The 17,702-nt window shown below is 72.0% G+C and carries 14 protein-coding genes and 1 pseudogene; 6 read left to right on the top strand and 9 right to left on the bottom strand.

The genetic code is table 11. The annotated features are described in order from the left end of the window. Positions 1-6 precede the first annotated feature (6 nt). From pcaH to ACGFYH_RS26775, 4 genes and pseudogenes are all read right to left on the bottom strand, one after another. On the bottom strand, positions 7-780 hold the full coding sequence (gene pcaH, locus ACGFYH_RS26790; protein WP_393805723.1) for a protocatechuate 3,4-dioxygenase subunit beta: 774 nt from the start codon (positions 778-780) through the stop codon (positions 7-9). Positions 781-873: 93 nt separating this feature from the next. Continuing rightward, positions 874-1,080 (bottom strand): annotated as a pseudogene (locus ACGFYH_RS26785) (3-oxoadipyl-CoA thiolase); the annotation flags it as partial. Next, positions 1,077-1,736 carry a CoA transferase subunit B gene (locus tag ACGFYH_RS26780; RefSeq protein ID WP_393805722.1) on the bottom strand — a complete coding sequence of 220 codons (660 nt, stop codon included), beginning with the start codon at positions 1,734-1,736 and terminating at the stop codon, positions 1,077-1,079. The gene ACGFYH_RS26780 and the pseudogene ACGFYH_RS26785, both read right to left, overlap by 4 nt. Next, positions 1,736-2,518: a CoA transferase subunit A gene (locus ACGFYH_RS26775; RefSeq protein ID WP_393805721.1), complete on the bottom strand. Its 783-nt coding sequence runs from the start codon at positions 2,516-2,518 to the stop codon at positions 1,736-1,738. The genes ACGFYH_RS26780 and ACGFYH_RS26775 overlap by 1 nt, the downstream gene beginning before the upstream one ends. A gap of 247 nt (positions 2,519-2,765) precedes the next feature. On the opposite strand from ACGFYH_RS26775, the gene ACGFYH_RS26770 reads away from it, so the two are divergent. After that, positions 2,766-3,230 (top strand): MarR family winged helix-turn-helix transcriptional regulator, encoded by a 465-nt coding sequence (locus ACGFYH_RS26770; protein ID WP_393805720.1) that lies wholly within the window; start codon positions 2,766-2,768, stop codon positions 3,228-3,230. A 216-nt stretch (positions 3,231-3,446) separates the two neighbouring features. Here the strand turns inward: ACGFYH_RS26770 and ACGFYH_RS26765 are convergent, their stop codons facing one another. After that, positions 3,447-4,439, bottom strand: coding sequence for a DUF3048 domain-containing protein (locus ACGFYH_RS26765; protein ID WP_393805719.1), 993 nt, complete (start codon positions 4,437-4,439; stop codon positions 3,447-3,449). A gap of 202 nt (positions 4,440-4,641) precedes the next feature. On the opposite strand from ACGFYH_RS26765, the gene ACGFYH_RS26760 reads away from it, so the two are divergent. Beyond that, on the top strand, positions 4,642-5,832 hold the full coding sequence (locus tag ACGFYH_RS26760) for a zinc-dependent alcohol dehydrogenase (RefSeq protein ID WP_393805718.1): 1,191 nt from the start codon (positions 4,642-4,644) through the stop codon (positions 5,830-5,832). Positions 5,833-5,853: 21 nt separating this feature from the next. On the opposite strand, the gene ACGFYH_RS26755 is transcribed toward ACGFYH_RS26760, so the two are convergent. After that, the gene (locus ACGFYH_RS26755; RefSeq protein ID WP_393805717.1) at positions 5,854-6,921 is read right to left on the bottom strand and encodes an ATP-dependent DNA ligase; all 1,068 of its coding nucleotides are present in this window, start codon (positions 6,919-6,921) and stop codon (positions 5,854-5,856) included. 255 nt (positions 6,922-7,176) lie between these two features. On the opposite strand from ACGFYH_RS26755, the gene ligD reads away from it, so the two are divergent. Further along, positions 7,177-8,202 carry a non-homologous end-joining DNA ligase gene (gene ligD / locus ACGFYH_RS26750; protein ID WP_393805716.1) on the top strand — a complete coding sequence of 342 codons (1,026 nt, stop codon included), beginning with the start codon at positions 7,177-7,179 and terminating at the stop codon, positions 8,200-8,202. Between the two features lie 40 nt (positions 8,203-8,242). Here ligD and ACGFYH_RS26745 read toward each other — a convergent pair whose 3' ends face one another. Both ACGFYH_RS26745 and ACGFYH_RS26740 read right to left on the bottom strand, forming a co-directional pair. Beyond that, on the bottom strand, positions 8,243-10,429 hold the full coding sequence (locus tag ACGFYH_RS26745) for an OmpL47-type beta-barrel domain-containing protein (RefSeq protein WP_393805751.1): 2,187 nt from the start codon (positions 10,427-10,429) through the stop codon (positions 8,243-8,245). A 14-nt stretch (positions 10,430-10,443) separates the two neighbouring features. Continuing rightward, positions 10,444-12,921, bottom strand: coding sequence for a ThuA domain-containing protein (locus ACGFYH_RS26740; protein ID WP_393805715.1), 2,478 nt, complete (start codon positions 12,919-12,921; stop codon positions 10,444-10,446). A gap of 200 nt (positions 12,922-13,121) precedes the next feature. Between ACGFYH_RS26740 and ACGFYH_RS26735 the strand changes: the two genes are divergently transcribed. Together ACGFYH_RS26735 and ACGFYH_RS26730 are read left to right on the top strand one after the other, a co-directional pair. Next, positions 13,122-14,138: a multicopper oxidase domain-containing protein gene (locus ACGFYH_RS26735; protein WP_393805714.1), complete on the top strand. Its 1,017-nt coding sequence runs from the start codon at positions 13,122-13,124 to the stop codon at positions 14,136-14,138. Positions 14,139-14,391: 253 nt separating this feature from the next. After that, entirely contained in the window at positions 14,392-15,459 is a 1,068-nt protein-coding gene (locus ACGFYH_RS26730; RefSeq protein ID WP_393805713.1) for a LacI family DNA-binding transcriptional regulator, read from the top strand. A gap of 392 nt (positions 15,460-15,851) precedes the next feature. Here ACGFYH_RS26730 and ACGFYH_RS26725 read toward each other — a convergent pair whose 3' ends face one another. Beyond that, positions 15,852-16,637, bottom strand: a complete 786-nt coding sequence (locus ACGFYH_RS26725) for a VOC family protein (RefSeq protein WP_393805712.1) — start codon at positions 16,635-16,637, stop codon at positions 15,852-15,854. Positions 16,638-16,841: 204 nt separating this feature from the next. On the opposite strand from ACGFYH_RS26725, the gene ACGFYH_RS26720 reads away from it, so the two are divergent. Further along, positions 16,842-17,087 carry a WhiB family transcriptional regulator gene (locus ACGFYH_RS26720; RefSeq protein WP_393805711.1) on the top strand — a complete coding sequence of 82 codons (246 nt, stop codon included), beginning with the start codon at positions 16,842-16,844 and terminating at the stop codon, positions 17,085-17,087. Positions 17,088-17,702 lie beyond the last annotated feature (615 nt).

The raw sequence follows: 17,702 nt of genomic DNA, 5'->3' as shown, positions 1-17,702 counted from the left end.
GGCGGGTCAGCGTCCTTCTTCGATCCAGGTGGCGTTCGGGCCGTCGAGCACGATGTCCCAGTGGTAGCCGAGTGAGAACTCCGGCACGGACAGGCTGTGGTCGTACGTCGCGATCAGCCGCCGCCGCGCGGCGTCGTCCGTCACCGACTGCAGGATCGGGTCGTACGGGAACAGCGGGTCGTTCGGGAAGTACATCTGCGTCACCAGCCGCTGCGTGAACGCCGAACCGAACACCGAGAAATGGATGTGTGCCGGTCGCCAGGCGTTGACGTGGTTGCGCCACGGGTAGGGGCCGGGCTGCACGGTGGTGAAGCGGTAGAAGCCGTCCTCGCCGGAGAGGGCACGGCCCACGCCCGTGAAGTTCGGGTCGAGCGGCGCGTCGTGCTGCTCGCGCTGGTGCGCGTACCGCCCGGCCGAGTTGGCCTGCCAGATCTCCACGAGCTGGCCCGGCACGGGCTTGCCGTTCCGGTCGAGGAGGCGGCCGGAGACGGTGATGCGCTCGCCGACCGGCTCGCCGGTGTGCTGCCGGGTCAGGTCGCTGTCGGTCTCGGTGATGTCCCGTTCCCCGAAGGCGGGGGAGGCCAGCTCGACCAGCTCGGGGTCCTTGGTGACGTCGATGGCGATCGGCGGCTGCTTCGGGTGGCGCAGCACCGAGGAGCGGTACGGGGCGTAGTCACGGCGCGGGTGGTGCTCGACGGGCGCGCCCTCAACGACCCGCCTCTCGTAGGCGGCGTGCTCGGCCGCGATCTCCGCGTCGATGTCGTGCTGGGTGAGAGTCATGGACGGTCCCGTGGGTGACTAGCGGCCGAGGACCAGGGCGAGCCCCTGGCCGACGCCGGTGCGGAGGGTGGCGATGGCGGTGCCGCCGCCCCTGCGGGCGACGTCGCGGTTCTCCTCGCCGGCGCCGTTGGCGTTGCCGAAGTACACGTCGTCGATCCGGGACGGGTCCAGGTACGGGGTACGGCCCAGGAGTTCCCGGATGGCGTGTGCGGCCGGTTCGTCCGGGCGTACACCCGCCAGGCCGCCGTCGTACTCGCCGAACGGGGCGCGTACGGCGTCGACGACGTGGACGTCCCTCATTTCGGGTCCTCCGCCTTCAGGTCCTCCGCGATGACGAGTTCGGCGCCGGTCCTGGCGACGACCTCGTCGACGCCCACGCCCGGTGCGGTCTCCACCAGGACCAGGCCGCCGTCGGTGACGTCCAGGACGCCGAGGTCGGTGATGACCCGGTCCACGCACGCCTTGCCGGTGAGCGGCAGCGCGCACTTCGCCAGAATCTTGGGGGAACCGTCCTTGGCGGTGTGGGTCATGACCACGATCACGGTACGGGCGCCGTGCACGAGGTCCATCGCGCCGCCGATCCCGGTGATCATCTTGCCTGGGACGGCCCAGTTGGCGAGGTCACCGGCGGCGGAGACCTGCATGGCCCCCAGCACGGCGACGTCGATGTGACCGCCCCGGATCATGCCGAAGGACAGGGCCGAGTCGAAGAAGGCGGCACCCGGCCGGACCGTCACCGTCTCCTTGCCCGCGTTGATCAGGTCGGGGTCCACCTCGGCCTCGGTCGGATAGCGGCCGGTGCCCAGGATGCCGTTCTCGGACTCCAGGGTGACCTCCACGCCCTCGGGGAGGTGGTTCGGGATCAGCGTGGGCAGACCGATGCCGAGGTTGACGTACTGGCCGTCCTCGAGCTCCAGCGCGGCCCGCGCGGCCACCTGTTCACGCGTCCAGGACATCAGGCAGTCACCGTCCCTCGGGCCGCGGGAGCGGTAACCGTGCGCCGTTCGATCTTCTTGTCGGCGGCCTGTTCCGGCGTCAGCGCCACCACCCGCCGCACGAAGATCCCCGGCAGGTGCACCGCGTCCGGGTCGATCCCGCCGGGCTCCACCAGCTCCTCCACCTCGGCGACCGTCACGCGCCCGGCCATCGCCGCCAGCGGATTGAAGTTGCGCGACGACTTGGCGAACACCAGGTTCCCGTGCCGGTCGCCCTTCGCCGCCCGGACCAGCGCGAAGTCGGTGCGGATCCCGCGCTCGAGGACGTACGGGACCCCGTCGAACTCGCGGACCTCCTTCGGCGGCGACGCCAGCGCGACGCCGCCGGAGCCGTCGTACCGCCACGGCAGCCCGCCGTCGGCCACCTGGGTGCCGACCCCCGCCGGGGTGTAGAAGGCGGGGATCCCCGCGCCGCCCGCCCGCAGCCGCTCGGCGAGGGTGCCCTGCGGGATCATCTCCACTTCCAGCTCCCCGCCGAGGTACTGGCGTGCGAACTCCTTGTTCGCGCCGATGTAGGACCCGGTCACGCGGGCGATGCGCCCGGCGGCCAGCAGGACGGCCAGCCCGGACTCCATCGCACCGCAGTTGTTGGAGACCACCGACAGCCCGCCGGTCCCGCGCTCGTACAGCGCCTGGATCAGTACGTTCGGCACACCGCTCAGCCCGAAACCGCCCACCGCGAGCGACGCGCCGTCGGGCACGTCGGCCACCGCCGCACCGGCCGTGGCCACCACCTTGTCCATCCGAGGAGCCCCATCTCCTCCGCGCGCCCCGGAGCGCGAACGGATCGCGAGATAGTCAGGGCACTGAGTATTGCAGCGAGGTGTCCCACGCGCTGCCACCGGACGGTCGGGGCGTCAAGGCCCGCAGAGTACGGGGTGATGAAGCGTGCGCGGTGCTATCGGCTGGCTGCCGTCTGCTCCATGTATCGTCAGTGCACCAACGGAAGTGACCACGGAAGTGACCACGGAAGCGACCACGGGAGCGCGCATGGCAGCGGTCGATCTGACCACCCACCCCGGCCATCTGGCCCGGCGGCTGCAGCAGGCGCACTATCTGCTGTGGAACACGATGGTCTCCGAGGAGACCACTTCGCCGCAGTACGCCGTTCTGAACGCCCTCGTCGCCGAGCCGGGCCTGGACCAGCGCACGGTGGGGGAGCGGGTGGGCCTGGACCGGTCCACCATCGCGGAGGTGGTCAGCCGGATGGGCCGCCGCGGACTGCTCGACAAGGTCCGCGACCCGCAGGACGGCCGCCGGTCGCTGCTGCGGCCGACCGACGAGGGGCTGCGCGTCCACCGCAGGCTGGGCGTGCGCATCGCCCGCATGAACCAGGTCTTCCTCGCTCCGCTCGCCCCCGACGAGCAGGCGGTGTTCTTCGACCTCGTCATCCGGGTCGCGGACGCCGCGGAAGGGCTCCGCAACCCGGCCGAGCCGACGGCGGCAAGGGGGTGACCGGCAGGGGGCCGACCGGCGATGGGCTGACCGGCACCGGGCCGACTGGCTTCCAGCTCACTGGCTTCGGGCCGACCGGCACCGGGCCGACTCGTATGGAACCGGGCCGACTCGTATCGGGCTGACCGGCACCGGGCCGACCGGCATTGCGCCGACCGGTCTCGGGCCGACCGGCTTCGGGCCGACCGGCACCGGTTCGTCCGGGTGCGGGGCCGCTCAGGCGTCGCCGGTGAAGACCACCCACACCTGGCCCTCGGCGAAGTTCAGCGGGGTGCCGTCCTCGGCGGTGAAGGACGTGCCCTCCGCGGCCGCCCCGCGTTTCCAGGTCGCGTCATAGCTCTGCCCGTCGCGCAGGACCTCCGCGCGTCCGGAGCCCACCGACTCCACGTAGGGCGAGTTGCTGCCGCGGAAGTCGCGGAAGGCCGACTCGCGCACCGTCACGTGCTGGACGACGACCGTGGCCGGCGCCAGGCGCCCGCCGTCGGCGGTGCGGGCCGGTGTGCCGTCCATGGCGACCAGCCACCGGTCCCGGCTTCCGGACCAGGTGAAGGTGAAGCTCGCCGACGGATAGCGCACCGTGTGCGAGGACTCCGCCCGCCCGCCCGCGGGAGCCTTGCCGTAGGTGAACCCGGTGGTGAGGGCCGCGGCGCCCGAGGGCTCCTGGAGGAGTCGGCCGGGCCGCAGGTAAAGGTTGTGCGGGGCCCGCCGGTCCTCGTGGCGGACGTACGCCCCGGAGTCCTCGCCCGGCGGCTCCGCGCGCACGGGGGCCTCGTCGATGAGCGGCAGCAGCTTGCTCTGGGCGCCGGAGAACGCCAGCACCGGCCGGTCGAACTGCCCGAGCAGCTCCAGGTCGGACTCGCGGGCGCTGCGCACCGGTCCCACCGCCTCGGGCAGTCCGGTGGCGTAGATCGCCATCAGCCGGCTCAGGCCGGCCTCCACCGGTTCGGCGTAGACGACGTCCGCGGCCTCCAGGCCCGTCTGCGGCCGGGCCGCGCGCACGTTGTCGACCTTCACGGCGAGCACCGGCCCGGCGGCCGGGGCCGCGCTGTGCGAACGCTCCTGCTTCGGCGACCGCTCCTGCTTCGGCGACCGTGCGTCGTCCTTCGCGCCGGGCCCCGCCGTGCAGCCCGCGGCCAGCGCGACCGCCACCGCCGTGGTCAGCAGTGCGGCACACCGCCCTCTGCGCGTCCCTCGTCGTGTTCCGGCCATCCGTCCACCCATCCCGTGTCAATGATTGTGCGCTTCTTGAAGCATTTAGTGCCATACCTGACTGATTTCGATACGGCACACGGAACGGTGCCGATAATCCGCTGTTCGGCCGAAACGAGTGCCGGGTTCGGCGGCGGGGGCCCAGGGGTACCCGGCCGCCACGCAGAACCGACGAGCACGGCGACGGAGGGAGCGCGGGGCGATGAAGGCAGTGACATGGCAGGGCAAGCGGGACGTGCGGGTCGAGGACGTGCCGGACCCGAGGATCGAGGAACCGACCGACGCGGTCATCCGCGTCACCTCCTCGGGGTTGTGCGGCTCCGACCTGCACCTCTACGAGGTGCTTACGCCGTTCATGACACCCGGCGACATCCTCGGCCACGAGCCGATGGGCATCGTCGAGGAGGTCGGACCCGAGGTGACCGGCCTGAAGGCGGGCGACCGGGTCGTGGTGCCGTTCCAGATCGCGTGCGGGCACTGTCACATGTGCGGCACCGGACTGCCGACCCAGTGCGAGACCACCCAGGTCACCGGCGAGGGCATGGGCGCCCCGCTGTTCGGCTACACGCGTCTGTACGGGGCGGTGCCCGGCGGCCAGGCCGAGTACCTGCGCGTGCCGCAGGCCCAGTACGGCCCGATCAAGGTGCCCGAGGGACCGTCCGACGACCGCTTCGTCTACCTCTCCGACGTCCTGCCCACCGCCTGGCAGGCGGTCGAGTACGCCGCCGTCCCGCAGGGCGGCAGCCTCGCCGTGCTGGGCCTCGGCCCGATCGGCGACATGGCCTGCCGGATCGCCCGGCTCAAGGGGATCGACCAGGTGTTCGGCGTCGATCTGGTGCCGGAGCGGCTGGAGCGGGCCCGCGCACGGGGCGTGGAGACGTTCGACCTGCGGTCCTTCGACAAGGAGAAGGATCTCGTCGCCGCGATCCAGGACCGGACGGGCGGCCGCGGCCCCGATGCGGTGATCGACGCGGTCGGCACCGAGGCGCACGGTGGCGCCGTGGCCAAGCTGGTGCAGCAGACCGCCGCGGTGATGCCCCGGGCCGTCGGCGGCCCCCTGGCGGAGCGGTTCAGCGTCGACCGGCTCGCCGCCCTCTACACCGCGATCGACCTGGTGCGCCGCGGCGGCACCATCTCGCTCTCCGGCGTGTACGGCGGCATGGCCGACCCGATGCCGATGCTCACCATGTTCGACAAGCAGATCCAGCTGCGGATGGGCCAGGCCAACGTGCGCCGCTGGAGCGACGACATCGTCCCGTACCTGACCGACGAGGACCCGCTCGGCGTCGACGACTTCGCCACCCACCGGGTGCCGCTGGCCGACGCGCCGCACGCCTACGAGATGTTCCAGAAGAAGCAGGACGGCGCGATCAAGGTGCTGATGAAGCCGTAGGCCCCCGGGCCCCGGGGAGCCTCACGGCCCGCCGAGGATCTCCGTCAGGTCGTACCGGGCCGGCTCCTCCAGCTGCGCGTAGGTGCAGCTCTGCGGGGTCCGGTCCGGGCGCCAGCGGCGGAAGCGGGCCGTGTGCCGGAAGCGCGCCCCGTTCTCCATGTGGTCGTACGCCACCTCGACCACCCGCTCCGGCCTGAGCGGCACCCAGGACAGGTCCTTCTTGCTCGACCAGCGGCTGGGGGCGCCGGGCAGCCGGGCCGACTCGTGGGCGGCCTCCTCGGCCCATCCGGCCCACGGATGGCCCCGCGCGTCGTCCATACGCAGCGGCTCCAGCTCCTCCACCAGCTCGGCCCGCCGCTTCATGGTGAAGGCCGCGCTCACACCGACGTGCTGGAGGGCGCCCCGGTCGTCGTACAGGCCGAGCAGCAGCGAGCCGACCACGGGGCCGCTCTTGTGGAAGCGGTAACCGGCGACGACCACGTCCGCCGTACGCTCGTGCTTGATCTTGTACATGGCCCGCTCGTCCTGCCGGTAGCGCAGGTCGAGCGGCTTGGCGACGACGCCGTCCAGCCCCGCCCCCTCGTACTGCTCGAACCACTGCCGGGCCACCTCGATGTCGTCCGTCGCCGGCGCCACGTGCACCGGCGGCGTGACCCCCGACAGCGCCCGCACCAGCAGCGCCCGCCGGTCTTCCAGCCCCACGTCGAGCAGGGACTCGTCGGCCAGGGCCAGCAGGTCGAAGGCCACCAGCGAGGCCGGCGTCCGCTCCGCCAGCGTCCGCACCCGCGAGTCGGCCGGATGGATCCGCTCGGACAGCGCGTCGAAGTCCAGGTGCCCCTCCCGCGCGATCACGATCTCCCCGTCCACCACGCACCGCTCGGGCAGACGCTCCCGCACCGCCGCCACCAGCTCCGGAAAGTACCTGGTCAGCGGCTTACCCGTACGGCTGCCCAGCTCCACCTCCGCGCCGTCGCGAAACACGATGGCCCGGAAACCGTCCCACTTCGCCTCGTAGTGCATGCCCGGCGGGATCTTCGCCACGGACTTGGCGAGCATCGGCTTCACGGGCGGCATGACGGGGAGATCCATGATCCGACTCTATGAGCGGTCGACGGCGTCCGCCTGTCGGGCGCGACGCACAAGAAGTGCAGGTCAACACCCGATGGGATGACCCGGATCGCTCATGGTCCCGTTGATCGTCACCGTCGCCGCACACCGCGCTCCCCGACAACGGAACGATCACCGTCGGCCGGCAGGAGCCCGGCGAACCGGGATGTGCGCACACCGTGGCCGTCCCCGGGGCCTGATATGCGAAGCAGGCGCGCTGCGCCTAGCGTGGCTCGCATGGCGGAAGCGGTGGAACTGGAGGCGGGCGGCCGGACCGTGCGGCTGTCCAGCCCGGGCAAGGTCTTCTTCCCGGAGTGCGGCTACACCAAGCTCGACGTGGCCCGGTACTACCAGGCCGTCGCTCCCGGCATCCTGCGCGCCCTGCGCGACCGGCCCACCACCCTCCAGCGCTACCCGGACGGTGTCACCGGGGAGTGGTTCTACCAGAAGCGGGCGCCCAAGAGCATGCCCGACTGGATCCCGACCGCGCACATCACCTTCCCCAGCGGACGCAGCGCCGACGAGATGTGTCCCACCGAGGAGGCGGCGGTGCTGTGGGCCGCCCAGTACGGCACCCTCACCTTCCACCCCTGGCCGGTGCGCCGCGACGACGTCGACCACCCCGACGAGCTGCGCGTCGACCTCGACCCGCAGCCCGGCACCGACTACGACGACGCCGCCCGCGCCGCACACGAACTGCGCGCGGTGCTGGAGGAGTTCGGCGGGCTGCGCGGGTGGCCCAAGACCTCCGGCGGGCGCGGCATCCACGTCTTCGTGCCGATCGAGCCGCGCTGGACCTTCACCCAGGTGCGGCGCGCCGCCATCGCCGTCGGCCGCGAGATGGAACGGCGGATGCCCGAGCGGGTCACCATCAAGTGGTGGAAGGAGGAGCGTGGCGAGCGCATCTTCATCGACTACAACCAGACGGCCCGCGACCGCACCATCGCCTCCGCCTACTCCGTGCGACCCCGCCCGAACGCGCCGGTCTCCGCCCCGCTCGGCTGGGACGAGGTGGGCGTCGCGCACCCGCAGGACTTCGACATCACGACCATGCCCGCGCGCTTCGCCGAACTCGGCGACGTGCACGCGGGCATGGACGACGAGCGGTACTCCCTCGACGCGCTGCTGGAGCTGGCGACGAAGGACGAGCACGACCACGGGCTCGGTGACCTCCCTTACCCGCCCGAGTATCCGAAGATGCCCGGTGAGCCGAGCCGGGTACAGCCCAGCCGGGCCAGGAAACAGGCTCCTGACCCGGACTGAGCCACAACTCCCGGATCTGGTCTCCGCCGCTCTCCCGTTCCTACAACTCCTTGATCCGGACGTCCCGGTACGAGACCACGTCCGACGTGCTGTGCACCTGGAGCCCGATGTAGCCGGAGGCGAACCGCCGCCCGTCGGTGCCCGGGTCGTCCGAGCGCTCGGGGTAGAAGGTCTGGCCGCCGAAGTTGTCGAACTCGTTGATCAGCACACCGTTGCGGTAGACCGAGTAGTGCTGGTCCACCACCCGGATCTCGTAGTCGTTCCAGGTGCCCTTCTCCGTCACACCCGCGCCGGCGAGGCCGACCCGGTCGAAGCCGTAGAGGGAGCCGGACTTGTACATGTCGCCGGTCGGGCCGTCGAACACCTGCACCTCGTGCCCGTACTTGATGGCGACCCACTCCGGACGCGACTCCTCCGGGTGGTCGTGCACCTGCGGGAAGCGTACGAAGACGCCGCCGTTGGTGTTCGCGGTGCCCGGCGCGTCGTCACGCCACTGGAGCTTCAGCGAGAAGTCCCCGTACTTGCGCTCGGGGAACCACAGCATGCCCATGCCCGGCGTGCTGGTGCTGGAGGTGATCGACCCGTCCGCGTTCAGCCCGAACGAACCGCCGCCCACCTGCTCCCACTTGGCGAAGGACGCCTGGGTGCCGTCGAGGATCGCGCGGTAGCCCTCGGTCTGACCGGGCTTGCCGATCTTCGACTGCCGGGCGGCCTTGTTGATCGCCCGGTACTCCCGCCTGTCGACGACACCCTCGTCCAGGAGGCCGTCCATGACCTCACGGACGTGCTTGAGGAAGAGCGCCTGGGACGTCCACTCCTTCTCGTCCTCGATCATCTCGTTGATCCGGCACCGGTTGTCGGTGACCCGGTTCGGCACCCCCGAGTCGACCGTGCCGACGATCACCGTCAGCCGCTCGTCGTACTCCGGGCAGGGCGGCGCCGGGACTCCGCCGGCCACCACCGTGAAGCTCACGGTCAGCGGCTCGGAGGTGTTGCCCGCCTTGTCGCTCGCCCGGTACGCCACCGTGTGCCGGCCCACCCGGTCGACGACCACGGGGTCGGTGTACGCCAGATAGGGCCCGGCGTCGAGTGAGTACTCCACCCCGGCGACGCCGGAACCGCCCTCGTCCGCGGCGTTCACGGTCACCTTCGCGCTGCCGACGTAGGCGCCGTCGGAGTCCTTGGTGCCGTCCACGGTCGCGCCGGTCACCGGCGGGGTGGTGTCCTGCGGGGGAGCGGCGGCCACGGTGAAGCCGACGCTCTTCTCCGCCGCGACGTTGCCCGCCTTGTCGGTGGCCCGGTAACGGACGGTGTGCTCGCCGACCTCGTGCACCATGACCGGCGCCGTGTACGCCGTCCACGCGCCGTCACCGACCGCGTACTCGATGGTGTTGACGCCGGAACCGGTGTCGGAGGCGGTGACGGTCACCGTCGCCATGTCGATGTACGCGCCGTCGGTGTTCTTCTGACCGCTGACCGTCGCCGAGGTCTCCGGCGCGGTCGTGTCGTCGGTGTCGGGGGCGGCCACGGCGAACGTGACGCTCTTCTCCTCGGCGGTGTTGCCCGCCTTGTCGAACGCCCGGTAGCGCACCGTGTGCTCGCCGACCTGGTCGACGACGACCGGCGTGGTGTACGGCTGCCAGGCGCCGTCGGCACCGATGGCGTACTCGATCCGCTCGACACCGGAGCCGCCCTCGTCGGTGGCGGCGAGCGACACGGTCGCGGAACCCACGTACGCGCCGTCGGTGTTCTGCGTGCCGGCCACCTCGGCCGAGGTCGCGGGCGCGGTGGTGTCCTCGCCACCGCCGCCCTCGGTCACCACGAGCACGCCCGTCATCTGGCCGTGGCCGGGGATCGTGCAGTGGTACATGTAGCGGCCGGGGGTGAGGGTGACCTCGGCGGTGTGCTTGCCGCCCTGGTCGTCGAAGGGGTTGGCCAGGATGTTGAGCTGCACGTCCTGGTTGTACTCGGGATCGCTGGTCACGAACGTCAGCGTGTGCGGCATACCGGTCGTGTTGCCGGTGGCCTCACTGTTCTCGAAGACGATCGTGGCCGGACCGGCCACCGCCGTCTCGGGCGTGGACGTGTAGTGCGTGATGTCGTCGCCCGCGGTCCAGGTCAGCACCTGGTCGGCGGCCGCCGCGGTGGGCGCCGCGGGCTGCCCGGAGGCGGACGTCGCCTGCAGGCCGAGCACCATCAGCAGGCCGGCCAGCAGCGCGGCCCACATTCTTCGTTGGCGTATCACTCGGTCCTCCTCGCCAGCTGTCCGGCGGCCGGCGTCGGGCCGCCGCCCTCGTAGGTGACCCGCCACAGGGCCGACTTGGAGTCCGAGGTGAAGAAGCCGCGGCCGTAGTCGAGTACGTACAGCGCGCCGTCCGGGCCGAACTTCCAGCCCATCAGGTTCTTGATGCCGTCGTTGCCGACCGGCACGATCTTCTTCAGGGACTCCGAGTGCACCGGCAGACCGCCGTCGCCCTGCGTCTTCGGGTCCATCAGCACCGCGTTGCGCGGCTGGTCGGCGTCGTAGAAGTCACCGACGAACCACTTGCCGTCCCAGTACGCGGGCCACTTGGTCGCGCTGGTGCTGTCGGCGTCGTAGCGGTAGACCGGGCCGTTCATCGCGGCCTGGCCGCCGCCCTTGAGCCAGGGCAGCCTGTAGGTGGCCTCGTCCTGCTCGTAGGACGGGATGCCGTTCTCGTCGCGCGGGTAGTCGGGGCCGCCGCCCTGCGGCGAGTACCAGATGTTGTTGCCGGTCACCGGCGGCAGGTTGACCAGGCCGTCGTTGTTCGGCGACTCGTTCTTCGGGTGGTCGCAGTCGTACCAGCCCAGCGGCTTCGACGGGTCCGGCAGGTTCCGGTCCCGGTACGGCTGCTTGTTGCCCATGCAGTACGGCCATCCCCGGTTGCTCGCCTTGGTGATGGTGGCGAACGTGTCGTACTTGGCCGGACCCCACGTCGGCGACGGAGCGCCGGCGTCCGGGCCGACCCAGCCCGCGTACAGGATGTCGGTCTTCTTGTCGACGGAGATGCGCGCCGGGTTGCGCACGCCCATCACGTAGATCTCGCCGCGTGTCTTGCCACCGCCCTCGGCGGTCTCCTCGCCGGTGAAGAGGTTGCCCTCGGGGAGCGTGTACGTCCCGTCCGGCTCCGGGTGGATGCGCAGGATCTTGCCGTTGAGGTTGTTGGTGTTGCCGGCGGTGCGGCGCGCGTCGGCGAAGGACACGCCCTTGAAGTCGGGCTCCGGGTTGTTGCCCGAGTAACCACCGCTGAAGCCGCTGGAGTTGTTGTCACCGGTGGCGATGTACAGGTTCCCCTTGGAGTCCCAGGCCATCCCGCCGCCGGCGTGGCAGCAGCTGTGGATCTGTACCGGCCACTTCAGCAGCACCTTCTCGCTGCCGAGGTCCAGTTTGTTGCTCGCCCGGTCGAGCGTGAAGCGGGAGACCCGCCGCTCGGCCATGTGGGTGTCCCGGTTGATCCCGGAGTGCGGCGTGTAGTGCAGGTACACCCAGCCGTTCTCCTCGAACCCCGGGTCCAGCTCGATGCCGAGCAGGCCCTCCTCGACCTTGGTCAGCTCGTCGCCGCCGCCCTTGTTGCCGAAGACGGTCAGTTCACCGGCGAGCGTGACCTTGTCGGTCTCCGGGTCCCAGACGTGGATCTGGCCCTTGCCCTTGCCGACGTCCGGGTCGTTCCAGTCGGTCACCACGGGCTGGGAGGAGTCCGCGCCGCCGCGGCCGATGTAGAGGACGCGGCCGTCGGGAGCGGTGACCAGGCCGTGCGGTTCGCCGATCTGGTCGTTCTGGCCGGGCTGGTTGGGCTCGGTGAGCCGCTCGGCCTTGTAGTTGCCGTCGATGGTCGCCTTGCAGTCGGCCTGCGACAGCCGGGTCGTCCACAGCAGGGCGCCGCGGAGATGGGTGCGGAAGTCGGTCTCGTCGTACGACGACACCGTGCCGCCCATGCCGGTGTAGAAGGACCGGCCGCCGTCGTAGTCACGGCACCAGCTGACCGGGTGGTCCGCCCCGTTGGCGCTCGCTCCGGGCGCGTACGTCGACTCGCGCACCCGGGCCACGGTGTGGACGTCACCGGACGGGTTCTTCCGCCAGTTCAGCCACTGGTCCGGCCGCTTCCACTCCATCGGCAGGTCCTTGGTGGCCGGATGGCGCCGGTCACCGACCTCCACGGTGGCGCGCTGGACCTTCGCCGGACTGTCGGCGGCCGGGCGGGCGCCGACCAGACCGGTGAACCAGTCCGAGTACGGCTCCGCGCGGGCCGCGTCGTGGACGCCGACGAACCCGCCGCCGGCCTCCATGTACGCCTCCAGGCCCGCCTCCTGGGCCGGGTCGAGGACATCGCCGCCCCCGGTCATGAACACGATCGCGTTGAAGCGGCCGAGCCTCTTCTCGTTGGTGAAGACGCCGGCGTTGTCCGTGGCCTCGGCCTTGAAGCGCTCCTTGGCCGGGCCGGACAGCCCGATCCGCTCGATGGCCGCGATCCCGGCGTTCACGACCGGTGATTCGTCCCCGGCCGCGGCGGACCCGTAGAAGATCAGCACACGTACGTTGGAGCCGCCCGGGGGCGACTTGATCGACATCGTTGTCAGGGATGGGTCCGGCGCCGGCCGCGCACTGGCGGCAGGGCCCGCCAGCAGTCCGGCGGCCACGAATCCGGCGGTCGCGAACGCCGCCCAGCCTTTCCTTCTCGTGCTCAACCCTCGTAAGTGCATGGGCACCTCCTCGGTCACGGCAGCAGCGCCAAGGAAGCTAGACCTCTTTTCGTGGCTCGCCAATAGGTATGACCGGGATCCGACGAACTTTGTCCTGGCTGTGGATAAACATGGCGGCAACCGGTACGGTCCCACAGGTTCGTCACAGCCAATCAGGCCACGAGTCTGCGCATATTCCGTATCGGCGTGGGGAGTTCGGCATGGACAGGCGAGGCTTCAACCGACGCGTGCTGCTGGGCGGCGCGGCCGCCGCGACATCGTTGTCCATCGCCCCGGAGGCCGCGGGCGCGGCAGCCGCGGCGAAGGGCGTCACCGCGAAGACGGCGCCGGCCGGGGGCGAGGTGAGGCACCTCAAGATGTACGCCGAGAAGCTGCCGGACGGCCGCATGGGCTACGGCTTCGAGAAGGGCAAGGCATCCGTCCCGGGCCCGCTGATCGAACTCAACGAGGGCGACACGCTCCACATCGAGTTCACGAACACGATGGATGTGCGGGCCAGTCTGCACGTCCACGGCCTGGACTACGAGATCTCCAGCGACGGCACGGCGATGAACAGGAGCGACGTCGAGCCCGGCGGCACCCGCACCTACACCTGGCGCACCCACAGACCCGGACGGCGGACCGACGGCACCTGGCGGCCGGGCAGCGCGGGCTACTGGCACTACCACGACCACGTCGTGGGCACCGAACACGGCACCGGCGGCATCCGTAAAGGCCTGTACGGTCCGGTGATCGTGCGCCGCAAGGGCGACGTGCTGCCCGACGCCACGCACACGATCGTCTTCAACGACATGACCATCAACAACCGTGCTCCTCACACCGGACCCGACTTCGAGGCCACTGTGGGCGATCGTGTGGAGATCGTCATGATCACGCACGGCGAGTACTACCACACCTTCCACATGCACGGTCACCGCTGGGCGGACAACCGCACCGGTGTGCTCACCGGCCCCGACGACCCGACCCGGGTCGTCGACAACAAGATCACCGGCCCGGCCGACTCCTTCGGTTTCCAGGTCATCGCGGGGGAGGGCGTGGGCGCCGGGGCGTGGATGTACCACTGCCACGTGCAGAGCCACTCCGACATGGGGATGGCGGGCCTGTTCCTGGTGAAGAAGCCGGACGGCACGATCCCCGGGTACGAACCGCACGAGCACGGCGCGGCGGGCGAGGCCGCCGGTGCGGGCTCCGGAGAGGCCACCGGGCACGAGCACTGAGCGGGCTCCGGCCTCGCCGAAACCGTGCGGTGCCCCCGCGGTGCCGGGCCGGTTCCGGACGCGGGGCGGGTGCCACGGCACCCGCCGGGCCCGGCCCGGGTTCCCGGCCAGCCGTCGTGGGTCCTTCATGGGCACATGCGTCCATGGTGGCGCGGCGCCCACCCCCGCACATGGAGGTCGCCACCCGGAGAGCGCTCCTCCCGCCCCACGGCCTGCCGCTATCCTGAGCGGCAGCCGCCGAGGAGGAGCGCCCGTGACCGAGACCGCGCCGCGTCCCACCCTCGAGGCCGTGGCCGAACGCGCCGGGGTCTCGCGGGCCACCGCGTCCCGCGTGGTCAACGGGGCGCACGGGGTGCGGGACGCGCTGGCCGAGCGGGTCAGGCGCGCGGTGGAGGAACTCGGATACGTGCCCAACCAGGCCGCCCGCTCCCTGGTGACCAGACGGCACCAGGCCGTCGCCGTCGTCGCCGCCGAACCGGAGACGCGGGTCTTCGCCGACCCCTACTTCGCCCAGCAACTGCGCGGCATCAGCAAGGAGCTGACGGCACACGACAACCAGCTCGTCCTGCTGCTCACCGAGGGCCGTGAGGACCACGCCAGGGTCGGCCGCTATCTGGCCGGCGGCCACGTCGACGGTGCTCTCGTCTTCTCCCTGCACCTGCACGACCCGCTGCCCGGGCTCGTGCGCAGCGCCGGCGTGCCGACCGTCTTCGGGGGGCGCCCCGACTGGGACGACGGGCGGGACGACGTGGTCTACGTGGACAGCGACAACCGCGGCGGCGCCCGTGCGGCCGTCGACCACCTGGCCGCGCTCGGCCGCGCCCGCATCGCCCACATCACCGGCCCACTCGACCAGACCTCCGCGGCCGACCGGCTCGCGGGCTTCCGGGACGTCCGGGCCGGAGCCGATCCCGGGCTGGTCGCGCGGGGGGACTTCACGTCGGGCGGCGGGGAGCGGGCGATGCGCGAACTGCTCGACCGGTGCCCCGGCCTGGACGCCGTGTTCGCGGCCAACGACCTCACCGCGGCGGGCGCCCTGCGGGTGCTGCGCGAGCGCGGGCGCCGGGTGCCGGACGACGTGGCCGTGGTGGGCTTCGACGACATGCTGCCCGTCGCCGAGCAGACCGACCCGCCGCTGACCACGGTCCGCCAGGACATCGAGGAGATGGGCCGGCTGATGGCCCGTCTGCTGCTGCGCGGCCTGGACCGCGGGACGGCCGACGACGGCCGGGAGGACGACGCCGACGGCTCGGCGCCTCCGGCGGCCACCCCGTCCGGCGTGGTCCTGCCGACCACCCTGGTCCGCCGCGCCACCGCGTGAGCCCGGGTGCCGGGCGCGTCGCCGGGTGAGCCCGGGTGCCGGGCCGGGCACGGCTGCCGGGTGCGCTGTCGCGTGAGTAACCGCGCCGGAACCCGGGCCGAGTGCGGACGCCTGGCACCGTCCCTTGGGTGCGGGGTGCGGGGTGCGGGGTGCGGGGTGCGGGGTGCGGGGTGCGGGGTGCGGAGCCCGGGGCCCGGGTGCGGGTCGCCGGGCCGGGCCCGATGCGGGACGTGTCACTGCGCGAGCCCCGACGCCGGGCTCGCCGCCGCACGGGCGCGGGGGTGCCGGACCTCCGAGGTGGGCGCGGTCGCGGGGGCCGGACGCTGACGTGGGCGGGGGCGCGGGGGCCGGATTTCCGGCGTGTGCGCGAACGCCGGACACGCCCCGGCGCCCTACCCCTGGCGAGGCGCCGGCCTGAGCACGGCGAACCGGGCGCCGTACGGGTCCGCGAGCCGGGCGACGCGGCCGACGCCCTCGATGTCCGTCGCGGGCATCCGCACCGTGCCGCCCAGCTCCGTGGTCCGGGCGACCGCGGCGTCCGCGTCGGCGACCGCGAAGTACGGCAGCCACCCGGCGTCCGTGTCCGCCGGGTCCTCGGCGAGCGGGACGAAGCCGCCGAACATGGCGTCCTCACCCTCGCCGGCCGGATTGACACAGGTGTAGGAGCCGCCGGGGAAGGAGACGGCGGACGTCTCAAGACCCAGCACCGCCCGGTAGTACGCGGCGGCGGCCGCGATGTCCGCCGTGTGCAGTTCGACCCAGCACAGCGCGCCGGTCTCGCCGGCCACGTCCAGGCCGCTGCGCAGCCCCGGCTGCCAGATGCCGAACGGCAGCCCGGCCCGGTCGGCGAGGACCGCCACGGTGCCCTGGTCCATGACCTCCGCCGGCTGCACGAGGACACCGCCGCGGGCCTGCTCCGAGGCCTGCGCGGCGGCCCCCGCGTCCGGGACGCGGAAGTACACGGTCCAGGACGGCGGGCCCTGGTCCTCGGTCGTGCGCATGCCCCCGGCCGCGATCCGGCCGTCCAGCTCGAAGAAGCCGTAGCCGCCGGCCTCCGGTCCCGCCGACCGGAACCGCCAGCCGAAGAGGCCACCGTAGAAGAACGCGGCGCCGTCGAGGTCGACGGTGCCGACGTCGAGCCAGTTGGGAGCGCCGGTGACGAAACGGGTGGTGAGCATGATCGCCCTCCTCGGAAGGGTCCCGCTGCCTGGACTGCCGAGTCTTCCACCGACCGCTGACCACCGCTTCCGCGCGCCGCCGTGCGCCGCCGTGCGAGGCGCAGGACCATCCGATCGGATGGTCTGATCGGCCGGGGGTGTCAAACGCGCGGCGTTGATGGCACGTTGATCGAACGTTTTTCACGTCCCGGCACGCTCCTGTCCATGCACACCGAGACGACCGCGACGCCCGACCTCAGCTGGCAGGAGGAGGCGTTGTGCGCACAGACCGGGGGAGACTTCTTCTTCCCCGAGCCCGGCAGCTCCGTACGGGACGCAAAGCGGATCTGCGCCCTGTGCCCCATCCGCTCGGCCTGTCTCGAGTTCGCGCTGAGCAACGACGAACGCTTCGGCGTCTGGGGCGGACTGTCCGAGAAGGAGCGGCTGGCACTGCGGCGCACCACGCCCTGAGCGCGACTGCCGGCCCGCCGCCCGCGTCGGTGACCGGCGGCCCGCCCGCGCCCGTGATCCGCTGTGCCGCGCCCGCCCAGGCGGACGCGCCCCCGCATGTCCCGAACCGCCGCACGGCACGAGGCCGAGAGCCTGCCGCACACCCGCGAACCGCTCGCTCATCCGCGAACCGCTCGCTCATCCGCGGCGCATGCGGGAACTCCGGCGCGCACCCGGGAATCGCCCGACCCGCGGCCCTCGCTCGCCGAGCTGGAACGACCTGACCGCCGTACCGCAGCGCCTCGGCGGGATGGCCGCCCGTGCCGGACCCGACCGCCTGGCACCCGCCGCGCGGATCGCCGGTCAGTCGGCGAGCGCCTGCGGGGGCCGGGAGGCGCCGGGCCACGCCGAGGCGCTGCCGACCGGGGCCATGACGCTGGCCGAGCACGGCGGCCATGCCCAGGGACTCATGGCCGCCGCCGTCACCGGTGCGCTCGGGGGGCGCGAGGACCGGCCCGCAGCCTGGCGTGAACTGCCGCGCGCCCTGCGTCGCCACCCGGTCCCCGACGTGCGGCGACGCGGCACTGGAGGAGACGACCGTCCACGAGTGACGCCCATGGAGCGCCGGGTGCGGGC

It is taken from the genome of Streptomyces sp. NPDC048392, assembly GCF_043200575.1.
Classification (GTDB): Bacteria; Actinomycetota; Actinomycetes; order Streptomycetales; family Streptomycetaceae; genus Streptomyces.
This window is presented reverse-complemented; position numbering and strand designations above follow the sequence as displayed.

Bases quoted from the DNA above. Each gene is read 5' to 3' on its own strand.
- ACGFYH_RS26780 (WP_393805722.1), bottom strand. From the start codon at position 1,736: ATGTCCTGGACGCGTGAACAGGTGGCCGCGCGGGCCGCGCTGGAGCTC.
- ACGFYH_RS26720 (WP_393805711.1), top strand. From the start codon at position 16,842: ATGCACACCGAGACGACCGCGACGCCCGACCTCAGCTGGCAGGAGGAG.
- ACGFYH_RS26755 (WP_393805717.1), bottom strand. From the start codon at position 6,921: ATGGATCTCCCCGTCATGCCGCCCGTGAAGCCGATGCTCGCCAAGTCC.
- ACGFYH_RS26735 (WP_393805714.1), top strand. From the start codon at position 13,122: ATGGACAGGCGAGGCTTCAACCGACGCGTGCTGCTGGGCGGCGCGGCC.
- ACGFYH_RS26740 (WP_393805715.1), bottom strand. From the start codon at position 12,921: ATGCACTTACGAGGGTTGAGCACGAGAAGGAAAGGCTGGGCGGCGTTC.
- ACGFYH_RS26765 (WP_393805719.1), bottom strand. From the start codon at position 4,439: ATGGCCGGAACACGACGAGGGACGCGCAGAGGGCGGTGTGCCGCACTG.
- ACGFYH_RS26725 (WP_393805712.1), bottom strand. From the start codon at position 16,637: ATGCTCACCACCCGTTTCGTCACCGGCGCTCCCAACTGGCTCGACGTC.
- ligD (WP_393805716.1), top strand. From the start codon at position 7,177: ATGGCGGAAGCGGTGGAACTGGAGGCGGGCGGCCGGACCGTGCGGCTG.
- ACGFYH_RS26745 (WP_393805751.1), bottom strand. From the start codon at position 10,429: ATGTGGGCCGCGCTGCTGGCCGGCCTGCTGATGGTGCTCGGCCTGCAG.
- ACGFYH_RS26775 (WP_393805721.1), bottom strand. From the start codon at position 2,518: ATGGACAAGGTGGTGGCCACGGCCGGTGCGGCGGTGGCCGACGTGCCC.
- ACGFYH_RS26760 (WP_393805718.1), top strand. From the start codon at position 4,642: ATGAAGGCAGTGACATGGCAGGGCAAGCGGGACGTGCGGGTCGAGGAC.
- ACGFYH_RS26770 (WP_393805720.1), top strand. From the start codon at position 2,766: ATGGCAGCGGTCGATCTGACCACCCACCCCGGCCATCTGGCCCGGCGG.
- pcaH (WP_393805723.1), bottom strand. From the start codon at position 780: ATGACTCTCACCCAGCACGACATCGACGCGGAGATCGCGGCCGAGCAC.